This is a genomic window from Bradyrhizobium sp. HKCCYLRH3073, assembly GCF_051167995.1.
Classification (GTDB): Bacteria; Pseudomonadota; Alphaproteobacteria; order Rhizobiales; family Xanthobacteraceae; genus Bradyrhizobium.
In genome coordinates, this window is the sequence record NZ_JBNPUD010000019.1 from 89,837 (window position 1) to 104,504 (window position 14,668).

Consider the following 14,668-nt stretch of genomic DNA (forward strand, 5'->3'; position numbering starts at 1 on the left):
TTGGGGTTTTTTGGCACGAATGGAAGGGCACCCCCCGACTGTCGTCCCGGCTTGAGCCGGGACCCATACCGCGGATGCTATCGAGGGACGTCGGTAGTAGTCACTCGTCTTGCAGCCCACACCAGGCCTTGACGAACGAACCACGATCCCGACAACTAAGCAGAGCAACGGCCACCGCTGCAAACCAGTTCGATCACGCGGTATGGGTCCCGGCTCAAGGCCGGGACGACACCGGTGGTGTGGCGCCGTCGAACCCTACGCCCGCTCGCCGAAGCACCACGCCAGGATGCCCTTCTGGGCGTGCAGGCGGTTTTCAGCTTCGTCGAAGACGACGGACTGCGGGCCGTCGATCACCTCGTCGGTGACCTCCTCGCCGCGGTGGGCGGGCAGGCAGTGCATGAACAGCGCCTCTGGCTTGGCCAGCGACATCAGCTTGGCGTTGACCTGATAGGGCTTGAGCAGGTTGTGGCGGTGCTCGCCGTCCTTGTCGCCCATCGACACCCAGGTGTCGGTGACGACGCAGTCGGCATTCGCCACGGCCACTTCCGGGTCGTGGCCGAGATGGATGTCGGCCTTGGTTGCGCGGATGAAATCCTTCATCGGCTTGCCCGGCGACAGCTGCGGCGGGGTGGCGACGTTGAGCCGGAACTTGAAGCGCTCGGCGGCATGCGCCCAGGAGGCCAGCACGTTGTTGTCGTCGCCAGTCCAGGCCACGGTGCGGCCCTCGATCGAACCGCGATGCTCCTCGAAGGTCATCACGTCGGCCATCACCTGGCAGGGATGCGAGCGCCGGGTCAGGCCGTTGATCACCGGCACGGTGGCGTGCGCGGCGAGCTCGAGCAGCGCCTCGTGGCTGAGGATGCGGATCATGATGGCGTCGACATAGCGCGACAGCACGCGCGCGGTGTCGGCGATGGTCTCGCCGCGGCCGAGCTGCATCTCGGTGCCGGTCAGCATGATCGCCTCGCCGCCGAGCTGGCGCATGCCGACGTCGAACGACACGCGGGTGCGGGTCGACGGCTTGTCGAAGATCATCGCCAGCACCTTGCCCTCGAGCGGCTTCTTCGCCGGCTCGCGCGCCTTCAAGGTCTTCTTCATCGCGCTGGACAGCGCCAGCACGTTGCGCAGCTCCTCGACCGGCATCTCGGTGAGATCGAGGAAATGACGCGGCGTATTGCCCATGGTCTTGCTCATGATGTGGCCGCCTGCCTGGCAGGCTTGCCCGACAGCGCCGCACAGGCGCGATCGAGCATCTCGACCGATTGTTCGATTTCGGATTCGTTGACGATCAGCGGCGGCAGAAAGCGCACGACGTTGTCGCCGGCGCCCACCGTGAGCAGCTTCTGATCGCGCAGCGCCGCGACCAGATCGCCCGACGGCACCACCGCCTTGACGCCGATCAGAAGGCCCTCGCCGCGGATCTCGGAGATGATGTCGGGATGACGATCGAGGACGGCACCAAGCTTCTGCTTCAACAGCAGCGACATCCTGCGGACGTGATCGAAGAAGCCGGGCGCCAGCATCACGTCGAGCACGGCGTTGGCCGCGGCGACCGCCAGCGGATTGCCGCCGAAGGTCGAGCCGTGCGAGCCCGGCGTCATGCCCGACGCGGCCTCGGCCGTGGCGAGCACGGCGCCGATGGGAAAGCCGCCGCCGAGCGCCTTGGCCAGCGACATCACGTCCGGCGTGACGCCGAGCCAGCGATGCGCAAACAGATCGCCGGTGCGGCCCATGCCGGTCTGGACCTCGTCGATGACGAGCAACAGACCATTGTCGTCGCAGAGCTGGCGCAGCGCCTTGTAGAACGGCAGCGGCGCGGTGCGCACGCCGCCTTCGCCCTGCACCGGCTCGACCAGGATGCCGGCGGTGTGCGGACCGATTGCCTTCTTCACCGCTTCGATGTCGCCGAACGGAACCTGATCGAAGCCGTCCATCGGCGGACCGAAGCCGTCGAGATATTTCGCGGAACCTGTCGCGGCGAGCGTCGCCAGCGTGCGGCCGTGGAACGCGCCTTCGAAGGTGATGATACGGTAGCGTTCGGGATGGCCCTTGGCGGCGTGATATTTGCGCGTGATCTTGATCGCGCCTTCCATCGCCTCGGCGCCGGAATTGGCGAAGAACACGTAGTCGGCAAAGCTCTGCTCGCACAGCCGCGCGGCGAGGCGCTCGCCATCCGGGCTCTTGAACAGGTTCGACATGTGCCAGAGCTTGGCCGCCTGTTCCTGCAGCGCCTTGACCAGATGCGGGTGCGCATGGCCGAGCGAATTGACGGCGACGCCCGAGGTGAAATCGAGATAGCGATCGCCATTGGTCGCGATCAGCCACGCGCCTTCGCCGCGCTCGAACGAAAGATCGACCCGGGCGAATACGGGGAGGAGATGCGTAGCGGCAACACTGGTCATGGCGGATCACATGAGCTGACGGGCCGGCCGAGACACGCGCCACGCGGCGCCATCGCGCATCAGGGACCCCACCCTGGAAAACAAAATGTGCCGCCTTTTCAAGGCGGCACGTACATCTATTGTATGCGGGCAGCGGTGGGAGTCAACTACGCGTCAGCCGATGCATGGCGGGGCCGGCCCGTGAGATTGCGGACGCACGACACGGCTCGAGACGTGCCACAGGGAACCACGGAATGTGTGGACTGCGGCCACCGACTCTTGCGCGAGAGTCACGCCATATTGTAGCGTTTTCGACGTCGAGTACGACATCTCGTGCGGCAGTTCTGATCCCTCTCGAAGTTCTCTGAGTTTGCGTAACGTCCGGGTGCCTCGTGCGCGCCCGGCGAGGGATAAGGGATTCTGCCGCCAGGGATTTTCTTGAGACAGCATCGCAGCGCCGTCCCGGAATTGGCCGGCGCAACGCGAAGGGAAAGGTTCGATGACCGTATTGACCTGGTCCGACGATCGCGTCGAGCAACTGAAAAAACTCTGGGAAGCCGGACTATCGGCCAGCCAGATCGCCGCGGAACTCGGAAACGTGACGCGCAACGCCGTGATCGGCAAGGTGCACCGGCTGGGCCTGTCCGGCCGCGCCAAGAGCCCGGCCACCGCGGCACCGCGCCAGCGCAAGGCGGCCCGCCCGGCCCAGCCGATGATGCGGGTGGCGCGCCCGGTTGCGCGCGGCAACACGGCGCTCGCACAGGTTTTCGAGGTCGAGGCGGAGCCCGATCCGGTTGCATTCGACAACGTCGTGCCGATGAACCAGCGGCTGTCGCTGCTGGAGCTCAACGAGGCGACCTGCCACTGGCCGGTCGGCGATCCCTCGAGCGCGGATTTCTTCTTCTGCGGCGGCAAGGCGCTGTCCGGCCTGCCCTATTGCGCACAGCATTCGCGTGTCGCCTATCAGCCCGCGGCCGACCGCCGCCGCCAGCCGGCGAAGTCGACCACGCGCTGAGCGGTTGGCCGCGACAGGCGATGAGGATGCTCCACATCGCCCCGCGATCTCCGGCTGCTTACTCAGAACGATCGATGACGTGTGCCCGGCCTGCGCCGGGCCGCAGGATGCGCCCGCCGATCAGGCGCCCCGCGCGGGCTTCGACTGCGGAAAGCAGGCCGTGAAGGCGGCGCCATTGCGCGGCACGCTCTCGATCAGCAGCCGGCCGCGATGGCGGTTGAGGATGTGCTTCACCAGGGAGAGGCCGAGCCCGGTGCCGCCCTGCGCGCGGCTGTCGCCGACGTCGACGCGATAGAAGCGCTCGGTCAGGCGCGGCAGATGCTCGGGCGCGATGCCCGGACCGAAATCGCGCACCTTGACCCGGATCTCCGGCGCGTTCTCGGCGGAGACGGCCTGCTCCAGCGAGACGATCACGCGCCCGCCCGAGGCGCCGTATTTCAGCGCGTTCTCGATCAGGTTCTCGAACACGCGCAGCAATTCCTCGCGGTCGCCGGCGATCGTCACCGGCGCCTCCGGCAGGCTGGTCTCGATCACCACCTGGCGCTCCCTGGCCAGCGACTCCAGCCCGTCGGTGACCTGGCGGATGATGGGGACGACGTCGACCATGGCGTGGGGCTGGACATGCGCCGACAGCTCCACCCGCGACAGCGACAGGAGATCGTCGATCAGCCGCGCCATGCGCGTCGCCTGGATGTGCATGATGCCGAGGAAGCGCTCGCGCGCCTTCGGATCGTCCTTCGCCGGCCCCTGCAGCGTGTCGATGAAGCCCGAGAGCGCCGCCAGCGGCGTGCGCAGCTCGTGGCTCGCATTGGCGACGAAGTCGGCGCGCATTTCCTCGACCCGGCGCAGCGGGGTTAGATCGTGGAACGTCATCAGCATGCATTTGTCGGTGCCGCCGAACGCCGTCGGCACCGGCACCGGCGTGATGATCAGCTCCATCCAGCGATCGACCGGAACGTGATCGTGATAGGTGGCGCGACGGATCTCGGTGGTGGCGATCGCCTCGCGCAGCGCGGTGATGATCTCCGGCGTACGCAGCGCGAACTGGGCGAGCTCGCCCTTGCGCAGGGCCGGCGCGAGCTGCGCGGCGGCGGCATTGAGGTGGATGACGCGGCCGGCGCGGTCGAGCAGCACGGCGGGATCGGGGATGCCCTCGACCACCGCGCTCACGGCCGGCGCCTCGACCGGGTTGGCGTGGCGCTCCTCCTCGCGCTTGGCGACCGCGCCATGCAGCCGCCACGGCACCAGGGCGGCGGCGGCAATGCACAGGAATACCGCCAGGGCCCGCAGCGGCAGCAGCTCGTCCAGCAGCACGAGCCCGACAAGCGCGAGCGCCGCAGCGAGCAGGATGATCGCGGAATGGCGCAGCCGGTCCGGCCAGGGGGTGAAGATCGAGAGCGAGGTGTCGGAGGGAGCGTCGAGGGCCATCTGGTCCGATTGTTCCCTTGAACTGGCGTCAGGCACCGGAATCGCTGCGTTTCCTCACAAAAGCGGCTTCGGGCGGGGGGCCCGGATCGAGGCTGAGCGCGGCCTGCCGCAGCCGCTTCGACCGCGTGCTGATGATAACCTCGCGAAACGTCAGCAAGATTACAGAAATGAGGAACGGCGCCAAATAATACAGCATCCGGAACAGCAGCATTCCGGCCAGCAGCTCCTCGCGGTCCATCTGCCACAGCCCGACCAGCATCGCGGCGTCGAACACGCCGAGCCCGCCGGGGGAATGGCTGGCGAAGCCGAGCAGGGTTGCCGAGACGAAGATCACGGCCACCACGACGAAGCCGAGATTGGGCTCGTCCGGCACCAGTACGTACATCGCCAGCGCGCAGAAACCGAGGTCGATGATGCCGATCGCGATCTGCAACAGGGTCAGCGGGCCGCTCGGCAGCACCACGGTCCACGGCCCGCGGCCGACCACGCGCGGCTTGGTCCATACCCAGGCGACATACCCCAACAGGCCGACCAGGATCGCGATCGCCACCATGCGGTTGACCCAGGGCGGCAGCTGGTCGATCGAGGCCGCGGCCTCCGGATGATAGCTGATGCCGAGCCCGAGCACGGCGGCATTGCCGAGCCAGAACGTCAGGCCGGCAAGGAAGCAGATCTTGGCGACGTCGATGGCGTTCAGCCCATGAGCCGAATAGACGCGGTAGCGCACGGCACCGCCGGTGAAGACGCTGGCGCCGACATTGTGGCCGATCGAATAGCTGGTGAAGGCGGCCAGCGCGTTGACGCGGTAGGGCACGTGGTCGTGGCCAATGGCGCGCACCGCGAACAGATCGTAGAAGGTCAGCGTGAAATAGCCGGCGGCGACGAACAGCGCGGCGAGCGCGATCTGATGCGGCTCCGTGCTCTTGATCGCCTCGAGCACCTCGTAGGTGTCGATGCCGCGCAGCATGTGGTAGAGGACGTAGCAGGCGACCGCGATCACCGCGATGCTGATCAGCACGCCGAGCTTGTGCAGGACTTGCTTCTCGCGCAGGAACGTGGCCGCTCTGCGTATGGCTTCAAGCATCTACACCTCTCACCGTGATCCGATCACGACGGCCGGGGACGCCGGGCCCCGGAGGCCGCAGCATCATGTGCGCATACAACGCCCTCGTAGCGCGTTTCGACGCATTGGGGAACACGGAGCGTGCGAACAAAAGCGTACACATGGATATACTTAGCAGGCTTTACGGAAATGCGATGCACCGTTTTGCCGCACATGAGGCAAGACATCAGGCAAAGACGTCAGGCAAGGCATCATGCAGGACGGCGGGTCAGCGCACGCTCCCGCCAGCCTGCAAACCCCAGGTTAAACTTTGGTGAGGAACGCGGATCTCCGGGCTTTCCGGGGCGCCCCATGGCTCGGCGGGTCGGCATGGCTCAACGATAAGCGCGAGCTGCGCGTTTGACAGGTTCGCGCCTCGTCAAACCTTCGTGTCTCGCAGTTGCGATGACCTGGGCACGCGGACGGTGGGCGCGCCCGCCGCAGTCTCGGCAGGTGGCGTCGGGTGCAGCCCGGTGCGGGCGGTTTCAGGCCGCCGATTTCGTCCGCATGCTGCGGATCACCACCAGCGCCCGCAGCCAGGTGCCGATGGCGCAGCCGACGAGGTAGGGCACGAACATGATCAGCAACAGCTCGAGCCAGTAGCCGGCCCGGCCGGGGATCAGGGAGACCACGGCCGCCGCGACCAGGCCGGCGGCCAGCGCCGCCAGCAGCCAGGTCAGCCAGCCCGACACGCGCGGGGCGCGATGCACCACGGCGACCCAGCCCATCGCCAGCCCGATGGCGAATGCGCCGGCCAGCCAGCCCCAGTGAAAGGCAACGAGATAGGCCATGACGTTACCTCACCACGAATTCGATGCGCCGGTTCTGCGCCCGGCCGTCGGCGGTGTCGTTGGCGGCGATCGGCTGGGTGCTGCCATAGCCGATCGCGCTGAAACGATCGGCCGGCAGCCCGGCCTTGACCAGATAATCGACGACCGCCTGGGCGCGCTTCTGCGACAGCACCTGATTGGCCGCAGAGTCGCCTTCAGCATCGGTGTGCCCGATGATCTCGACATTGGCGGAGGGGCAGCGGAACGCGATCTCGACGAGGCGGTCGAGCAGACCGGTGGAATCGCGGTCGAGGTCGCTGCGGCCGGTCTCGAAGCGGATCTTGGCCTTGCCGAGCAGGTCGGAAAACAGCTGCTGGCACACCGTGGGATCGACCGGGGCGGCTGCCGGCTTCACCGTGATCTCGGCCTTCACTTGCCAGCCCTGCGGCACGTCCTTGGCGAGCCCGGTCCGGATCTGGGCGGCGGCGGCGTCGTAAAGCGCATCACCCGAAATCTTGATGTCGCGGTCGGACACCACCAGCGTGCCGGTCGACAGCCGCGACAAGGCGCCCAGCGCCGGCACCACCGCATTCACGAAATTGGCCGGCGCGCCGAGGCTGTTCTTGAGATTGTCCACGACCTTCTCGCTGAAGAATTTGCGCGATGAGGAGCCGATGACGACGGCGTGGATGTTCTCGTCTGGAACGTTGCCGGCGAGCGTCACGGTCACCGCGACCGGGTCCTTGTAGGCCTGGAAGACATAGGGCGGCGCCTTGACCTCGTTGCTGGCGACCTTGAAGCCGTCAGGCAGCTTTCCGAGCGCGGCCGCGATCGCCTCGCGGCCGCCGAGTTCGCGCGCCATGCCGGACAATGTGACGTCGCCGTCGGAGATCGTGAACTTGCCGTCCTTCAGCTTGGCGATCTGGCCGATCAGCAGCAGCGCCGCATCCTCGAAGCGCGCCGGCGCGCCGCGCGCCAGGCCCATCTGGTCAGCGACCTCCACGCCCGGCAGCGCCGCCCGGGTCGCGTCCATCAGCTTGCCCTTCAAGGCGGGCAACGGCGCGCTGCCCCCCAGCGTCACCCGGACGACGTCACGCTCGGCCGACCAGACGAACGGCTTGGCCTCGGGGACCAGCCGGGTCTCGTCGTTGACGAGCCGCACGCCGGCCACGGCGTCGACCGCGGCGACGGCATCGCGGCGCCCGGCCTCGGAAAATGCATTGGCGCGCAGCGAGACATCGCGGCCATCCACCGTGATGCTCGTCCTGTCGAGCACCGCCCCCTTCAGGGCGGCCGCACTGCGACCGGCGAGATCATTCTCCAGGGGAACGGTGCTGGTCCAGGCCGCGAAGCCCCAAAGCACGATCAGCGGGATGACACCAGGCCACCATTTCCCGCTCCACCTGAAAAGTCCGCGCATTCGTCATCCGTCGCATCGAGGAAGCAGAGAGAAAACAAACCCTTGCATGCCTGTCAAACCGGAAATGAGGAGCGCCGCACGGTACGTTGCGACCGCAGGCTAAGGTTTTCTTCAATCATTCGTCGGTAACCTTGTCCCGACACTCACCGGGCCGCATGTTTCAGATGAGGCGATTTCGCAAAACCTTTATCCGTGCCGGCCTGGAAGCGCTGTATCTGAGCGGCGCGCATGTCTGGCTGCGCCCGATCTTCTCGGGCGTGGGTGCGATCTATACGCTGCATCATGTGCGGCCGCACCGCGACGCCGATTTCCAGCCCAATTGTCACCTCGAGGTCACGCCGGATTTCCTGCGCGAGATGTTGTCGCACCTGCGCGACCACGACATCGAGATCATCACTCTCGACGAGTTGCACAGCCGGCTGGTGGCGAAGGACTTCTCGCGCCGCTTTGCCTGCTTCACCTTCGACGACGGCTATCGCGACAACCGCGACTTCGCGCTGCCTGTCATGCGCGAGTTCGATGCGCCGTTCACGATCTATGTGACCACCGATTTCGCGTCCGGAAACGGCCGGCTCTGGTGGGTGACGCTGGAGCGGCTGGTCGCGAAGACCAACGCGATCGACATCAAGATCGGCGGGCTGTCGTTGCAGCTCGATGCATCGACGCCGGCAGCCAAATGCGTGACGTTCCAGCGCCTGCACGACTGGCTGCGCGCACTGCCGGGCGAACACGACGTCCGGCGCGAGATCAGCGCGCTGTGCGCGCGCTACGACGTCGACGAGGCGTCGATCTGCCGTGAGCTCTGCCTGTCCTGGGACGAGCTTCGGGCGCTGTCGGTGGAGCCATTGATCTCGATCGGCGCGCATTCGATCAGTCACTGCAATCTCGCCAAGCAGACCGAGGAGACGGCGCGCATCGAGATCGCCGACAGCCGTGCCCGGATCGAGAACGAGTTGCAGCGGCCTGTGCTGCACATGGCCTACCCCTACGGCGACCGCGCCGCCGCCTCGCAGCGCGAATTCGTGCTGGCGGCCGCGAGCGGCTACAAGACCGCCGTCACCACCCGGCCCGGCATGATCTTCGCCGAAAGCGCCGATCATCTCACGGCTCTGTCGCGCGTCTCGCTGAACGGCCATTACCAGGACGCCCGCGTGCTGCCGGTGCTGACCTCGGGCGCCGCGACCGCGATGTGGAACGGCTTCCGCCGCATCGACGCGGCATAGGCCGCGTCTTCACACCCCCGATGAATTCCGGCAAATCCTTGCGACTGCGTCTCACTTGACAGTGCCAGCGCGTCCCGCACACAAGCGCACGACATAAGCAAAAGGGAGGCACCATGCTCAAGAACCTGTTCTCGCTCGAAGGCCGCATCGCGCTCGTCACCGGCGGCTCGCGCGGCATCGGCAAGATGATCGCGTCCGGGCTGCTCGCGCAGGGCGCAGCGCGGGTCTACATCACGGCGCGAAAGGCCGGTCCGTGCGAGGAGACTGCCAAGGCACTGACGGCGGAATATGGCGGCGAGTGCATCGCGCTGCCGATCGACATCTCGACGATGGCGGGTATCGACATGCTCGCGGCCGAGATCAAGACGCGCGAGCCCAGGCTCGACATCCTCGTCAACAATGCCGGCGCCGCCTGGGGCGCCGACTTCGATGAGTTTCCCGAGAGCGGCTGGGACAAGGTGATGAACCTCAACCTCAAGACGCCATTCTTCCTGACCAAGGCGCTGGCGGCGCCGTTGCGCGCGGCGGCCAGCGCCGAGCGGCCGGCGAAGGTCATCAACATCGCCTCGATCGACGGCATCTTCGTCAACCCGCTCGAGACCTATTCCTATGCGGCGAGCAAATCCGGCCTGATCCATCTGACGCGGCGCATGGCCGCCAAGCTGATCAAGGACCACATCGTGGTCACCGCGATCGCGCCGGGCCCGTTCAAGTCCGACATGAACAAGGCCGCGCGCGACAACGCCGACGAGGTCGCCGCGCGCGTGCCCGCGGGCCGCATCGGCACCGACGAGGACATGGCGGGGACAGCGATCTTCCTGGCGTCGCGGGCGGGCGACTATGTGGTGGGAAACACGATCGCCGTCGATGGCGGCATCGTCTACGCGAATCCCGGCATTCCAGGCGCGGGCTGGGATAGTTGAGGCCGAATTAGTAACCCAAGGAAAGGTCGGCTCCCTCCCCCCTTGTGAGGGAGGGGTGGAGAGGGGGGTAAGCCACGAACGACCGTCTCCGCGGCTTCCCTCCCTAGCCCTCCCCCACAAGGGGGGAGGGAACAGACCGGGTCCAGGTCTCAGGTCTCGATCTTCACGTACTCGAAATCACCCGGCTTGTTGTCGATGCCGACTTTCGGGGGTGCGATCCACGACGCGTATTCGCCGATCTCGGTGACGGGCTTCATCAGCGAGGCGATGTAGGCGCCGTCGTCGGCCGAGGGCAGCCAGTCGCCCTTGCGCTTCGCCCACGTGCCCTCGTCGATCAGGATGCCGTCGGGCGTCGCATGGACGTCCTTGAACTCGCCGATGGCACGGTGGAAGGCGGTGTGCGGCAGCTTCAGCTCGAAATCGTAGCCGGCTGTCGAGATGATCTTGTTCCAGCGCAACAGGCCCTTGACGCAGTCCTGCGAGTAGTCGTCGCGCAGGCGCATGTTGAGCGCGGTCAGCGCCGGCTCGTCGACGCGCTTGATCTCGCCATCGACCAGCTTGAGCACCGGATAGGTGGAGTTCTTGAGCTGGTGATCGTCCTGGATCTGGGTCTCGTGATAGCGGCCCTTGATGCCGGCGTTGAAGGCGTTGGCCGCGTTGGTCGAGACCTCCGAGCCGAACAGGTCGAGCGACAGCGTGTAGTGCAGGTTCAGCTTCTTCTGGATGGTCGGCAGGTCGATCACGCCGAGCGCGCGCACGCGTGTGATGTCGGTGGGATCATCGATGCCGGCAGCGCGCATCGCATCGACCGTGCGCTGGATGACGCGGCCGACGCCGGTCTCGCCGACGAACATGTGGTGCGCCTCTTCAGTCAACATGAAGCGGCAGGTGCGCGACAGCGGATCGAAGCCGGACTGCGCGAGGCTGTGCAGCTGCATCTTGCCGTCGCGATCGGTGAAGTAGGTGAACATGAAGAACGACAGCCAGTCCGGCGTCTTCTCGTTGAAGGCGCCGAGCATGCGCGGAGAGTCCGCATCGCCCGAGCGGCGGCGCAGCAGTTCGTCGGCCTCCTCGCGGCCATCGCGGCCAAAATATTTCTGCAGCAGATAAACCATCGCCCAGAGGTGACGGCCCTCCTCGACGTTGACCTGGAACAGGTTGCGCATGTCGTAGAGCGACGGCGCCGTCTTGCCGAGATGGCGCTGCTGCTCGACCGAGGCCGGCTCGGTGTCGCCCTGGATCACGATCAGGCGGCGCATCAGCGCGCGGTATTCGCCGGGGACCTCCTGCCACGCCGGCTCGCCATAATGCTCGCCGAACGGAATCTTCCGATCCTCTTCCTGCGGGGCCAGCAGGATACCCCAGCGATAGTCCGGCATCTTGACGTAGTCGAACTTCGCCCAGCCGCGCGGATCGACCGAATAAGCGGTGCGCAGATACACGAGCGACTGCTGGAAGCCTTCCGGGCCCATGTCGTTCCACCAGTCGACATAGCCGGGATGCCAGCCTTCCAGCGCCTTCAGGACCTGGCGGTCCTCGGCGAGATTCACGTTGTTCGGAATCTTGGTCGAGTAGTCGACGTTCATGATGTTCATGTTCATGGCGTGCCTCCCTGAAATCTTCCCGGTGGTCATGCCGGGCCTTGTGCCGGGCATCCACGTCGTTCGTGTCGATGAGCCCGTCATGGCCGGGCCAAGCCCGGCCATGACGGATGATAACTACACGCGCGTCATGTCGTATTGCGGCCGCTCGCCGGTGCCGTAGCGCCGGAGCGCGCCCTCCTCGCCGACCGCGTTGGGGCGCTGGAAGATCCAGTTCTGCCAGGCGGTCAGGCGAGCGAAGATCTTCGATTCCATCGTCTCGGGACCGGCGAAGCGCAGATTAGCCTCGAGGCCGGTGAGACTGTCGGGCGAGAAGCTGGCGCGCTCCTCGAGGAAGACGCGGATCTCGTCCTCCCAGTCGATATCGTCGAGCGCGAAGGTGACGAGGCCGAGCTCCTCGGCCTCATCCGCCTCCAGCGGCTTGCCGACCTGCTCGTGCACGCGCTCGAGCCCGTTGGGATCGTCGAGGAAGCGCGACTGCAGCCGGGTCAGACCGTGGCTCATCGGATAGGGACCGAAATTCATCGCCGACAATTCGATGGAAGGCGCCGGGCGGTTGTCGCCCTGGATGGTGCCGATCAGCATGTAGGAGCGGTCGGAGGCGAACACGAGCTCGGCCAAGGTGCCGGCGAAGCACGAGCCGGGCTCGACCAGCGTCACCAGCGTGCGCGACGTGACGTCGATGCGCTTGAGCACGCGCTTCCAATAGTGCCTGATCTCGTTGACCAGCCAATGCGCCTTGTTGGCTTCGAGGAAGGCGTCGTAGGCCAGGACCTGGGAGTTCTCGCCCTGCGACTTGAACACCAGCATTGCGATGCCGAGTTCGTTGATGCGCAGATGCAGGATGGCGTCATCGAGCTCGCGCGCGACCTGCAGCGGCCAGAACGAGGCGCCCTGCCCGATCATGCCGTCGATGTCGGCCGGCGGCGCGGCCTCGGGAGCTGAGACCGTGATGGTGGCGATGCGGGCGGCGCGGTCGATGTCGACATTGACGAAGCCGTAGCGCACGCTGCTCGCGTCAATGATGCGCTTGAGCGGCGTGAGCGCGACGCCCTTGCCGCTGCCGTTGCGCTTGGATGCGGCCGCGAACTCCCTGGCGCGCTCGGCGACCTTGGCATCGACCTTGGAGTTCGGCGCGATCTCGTCGACGAGACGCCATTGCACGGCGCGCTTGCCCTTGACGCCCTCCTCCGTCGTGCAGAACGCGTCCGCACGGTCGCGGCGCACCTTGCGCTTGTCGACGACGCGCGTCAGGCCGCCGGTGCCGGGCAGCACCGCGAGCAGCGGCACCTCCGGCAGCGACACTGAAGACGAGCCGTCATCGGCGAGGATGATGTGATCGGTGGCGAGCGCGAGCTCATAGCCGCCGCCGGCCGCGGTGCCGTTCACCACGGTGATGAAGCGCTGGCCGGAATTCTCGGATGAATCCTCGAAGCCATTGCGGGTCTCGTTGGTGAACTTGCAAAAGTTCACCTTGTGGGCGTGGGTCGCGCCCGCGAGCATGCGGATGTTGGCGCCGGCGCAGAACACGCGCGGCTTGGCCGAGCGCAGCACCACGACCTTCACTTGCGGGTGCTCGAAGCGCAGCCGCTGCACGGCATCTGCAAGCTCGATGTCGACGCCGAGATCATAGGAATTGAGCTTGAGCTGGTAGCCCTCGAACAGGCCGCCATTCTCGTCGACATCCATGGCGAGCGTCGCCACGTCGCCATCGATCGAGAGCTTCCAATGTTTGTAGCGGGAGGGATCGGTCTGAAAATCGATGAACGTCTTGCCTTCCGCGAGCACGCGGTCTTCCCCGGCCATGAGTCACCCTTCGTTGGAGTGCTTATCGTTGAGATGCACAATAATTCATGTTATGACTGGCGTCTACCGTTAAATGCCAGAACATGCACTTTGTTTCATGTTTGTGATGCCGGTGACGGCAAGGTGGCTGCGGCGAACTCGGCGATAACGCGCAGGGTCGCCTCGGGCGCCTCGCGATGCGGGGAATGGCCGGTCTTGGGCAGCATCGTCACCTCGACCGGGCAGTAGCACTCCTCCTGGAGGATCTCGACCTGGCGGAGGGTGCCGTACTGGTCATCGACGCCCTGGATCACGGCCACGGGGACGCGGATGTAGGCGAGGTCAGCCGTGATGTCCCAGGTCCGGAACGCCGGATCGAGCCAGGCGCCGTTCCAGCCATGGAACGCATTGTCGACGTCCTTGTGCCAGCGGCCGAGCCTGGTGCGCAGCTCCGTGGTTTCGTAAGTGGTCTTGATCGCGGCGATCGACGACACCGAAACGTCCTCGACGATGACATGCGGCGCGATCAGCACGATACCCTGGAGGCGATGGTCGGCGTGGCTGCCGGCATAGATCGCCGCGATGGAGGCGCCGTCGGAATGGCCGACGAGAAGACCGCGCCGGAAGCCGATCGCGTCGAGCAGCTTCGGCAGCACATCGCGCGCCTCGCGCTGCATGTAGTCGAGCGGGCGCGGCAGAGTGACCGGGCTCGAGGCGCCGTAGCCGGCGCGGGAATAGGCAAGCACGGAGGCGCCGGTGGCCTGTTGGAGCTTGTCGGGGAAGTCGCCCCACAGGCCGACCGAGCCCAGCCCTTCATGCAGCAGCACGATGCAAGGGGCGTCGGACGGCTGCGGGCCGATGAGACGATATTCGAGCTGGGCGGAGTCGATGGTGAGGAAGCCGTTCGGTGAAAGCTGCACGGTCACTCTCTCCTTCGTCATGCCCGGGCTTGACCCACGGCTGTCCGGTTCAGACAGACTGGACATGGTGCATGGCGTGGATTCTTCTGCGGTCTTGAGC

General features: G+C 66.1%; 12 protein-coding genes. 3 read left to right on the forward strand and 9 right to left on the reverse strand.

Features of this window, described 5'->3' with window-relative positions:
- Positions 1 to 255: 255 nt before the first annotated feature.
- Entirely contained in the window at positions 256 to 1,182 is a 927-nt protein-coding gene (gene argF, locus ACQR1X_RS29925) for an ornithine carbamoyltransferase (RefSeq protein WP_434900175.1), read from the reverse strand.
- An 8-nt stretch (positions 1,183 to 1,190) separates the two neighbouring features.
- The gene (locus ACQR1X_RS29930) at positions 1,191 to 2,402 is read right to left on the reverse strand and encodes an aspartate aminotransferase family protein (protein ID WP_434900167.1); all 1,212 of its coding nucleotides are present in this window, start codon (positions 2,400 to 2,402) and stop codon (positions 1,191 to 1,193) included.
- Positions 2,403 to 2,880: 478 nt separating this feature from the next.
- Between ACQR1X_RS29930 and ACQR1X_RS29935 the strand changes: the two genes are divergently transcribed.
- Positions 2,881 to 3,396, forward strand: coding sequence for a GcrA family cell cycle regulator (locus ACQR1X_RS29935; protein WP_315717142.1), 516 nt, complete (start codon positions 2,881 to 2,883; stop codon positions 3,394 to 3,396).
- 120 nt (positions 3,397 to 3,516) lie between these two features.
- Here the strand turns inward: ACQR1X_RS29935 and ACQR1X_RS29940 are convergent, their stop codons facing one another.
- From ACQR1X_RS29940 to ACQR1X_RS29955, 4 genes are all read right to left on the reverse strand, one after another.
- On the reverse strand, positions 3,517 to 4,824 hold the full coding sequence (locus ACQR1X_RS29940) for an ATP-binding protein (RefSeq protein WP_434838117.1): 1,308 nt from the start codon (positions 4,822 to 4,824) through the stop codon (positions 3,517 to 3,519).
- A 28-nt stretch (positions 4,825 to 4,852) separates the two neighbouring features.
- Complete coding sequence (locus ACQR1X_RS29945; RefSeq protein ID WP_315751236.1) at positions 4,853 to 5,908, reverse strand: lysylphosphatidylglycerol synthase domain-containing protein; 1,056 nt, start codon at positions 5,906 to 5,908, stop codon at positions 4,853 to 4,855.
- 503 nt (positions 5,909 to 6,411) lie between these two features.
- Positions 6,412 to 6,717: a hypothetical protein gene (locus tag ACQR1X_RS29950; protein ID WP_315801599.1), complete on the reverse strand. Its 306-nt coding sequence runs from the start codon at positions 6,715 to 6,717 to the stop codon at positions 6,412 to 6,414.
- Between the two features lie 4 nt (positions 6,718 to 6,721).
- Positions 6,722 to 8,116 carry an OmpA family protein gene (locus ACQR1X_RS29955; protein WP_315801600.1) on the reverse strand — a complete coding sequence of 465 codons (1,395 nt, stop codon included), beginning with the start codon at positions 8,114 to 8,116 and terminating at the stop codon, positions 6,722 to 6,724.
- Positions 8,117 to 8,280: 164 nt separating this feature from the next.
- Here ACQR1X_RS29955 and ACQR1X_RS29960 point away from each other — a divergent pair, with 164 nt between their 5' ends.
- Together ACQR1X_RS29960 and ACQR1X_RS29965 are read left to right on the forward strand one after the other, a co-directional pair.
- Positions 8,281 to 9,339 (forward strand): polysaccharide deacetylase family protein, encoded by a 1,059-nt coding sequence (locus ACQR1X_RS29960; RefSeq protein WP_434838119.1) that lies wholly within the window; start codon positions 8,281 to 8,283, stop codon positions 9,337 to 9,339.
- A gap of 113 nt (positions 9,340 to 9,452) precedes the next feature.
- A complete protein-coding gene (locus ACQR1X_RS29965; RefSeq protein WP_316182009.1) occupies positions 9,453 to 10,262 on the forward strand; it encodes an SDR family oxidoreductase in 810 nt (269 codons plus the stop codon).
- Between the two features lie 149 nt (positions 10,263 to 10,411).
- Here ACQR1X_RS29965 and boxB read toward each other — a convergent pair whose 3' ends face one another.
- From boxB to ACQR1X_RS29980, 3 genes are all read right to left on the reverse strand, one after another.
- On the reverse strand, positions 10,412 to 11,863 hold the full coding sequence (boxB, locus tag ACQR1X_RS29970) for a benzoyl-CoA 2,3-epoxidase subunit BoxB (RefSeq protein WP_434900168.1): 1,452 nt from the start codon (positions 11,861 to 11,863) through the stop codon (positions 10,412 to 10,414).
- Between the two features lie 117 nt (positions 11,864 to 11,980).
- Positions 11,981 to 13,669 carry a 2,3-epoxybenzoyl-CoA dihydrolase gene (boxC, locus tag ACQR1X_RS29975; protein ID WP_434900169.1) on the reverse strand — a complete coding sequence of 563 codons (1,689 nt, stop codon included), beginning with the start codon at positions 13,667 to 13,669 and terminating at the stop codon, positions 11,981 to 11,983.
- A gap of 95 nt (positions 13,670 to 13,764) precedes the next feature.
- Positions 13,765 to 14,568: an alpha/beta fold hydrolase gene (locus ACQR1X_RS29980; protein WP_434900170.1), complete on the reverse strand. Its 804-nt coding sequence runs from the start codon at positions 14,566 to 14,568 to the stop codon at positions 13,765 to 13,767.
- Positions 14,569 to 14,668: the final 100 nt, after the last annotated feature.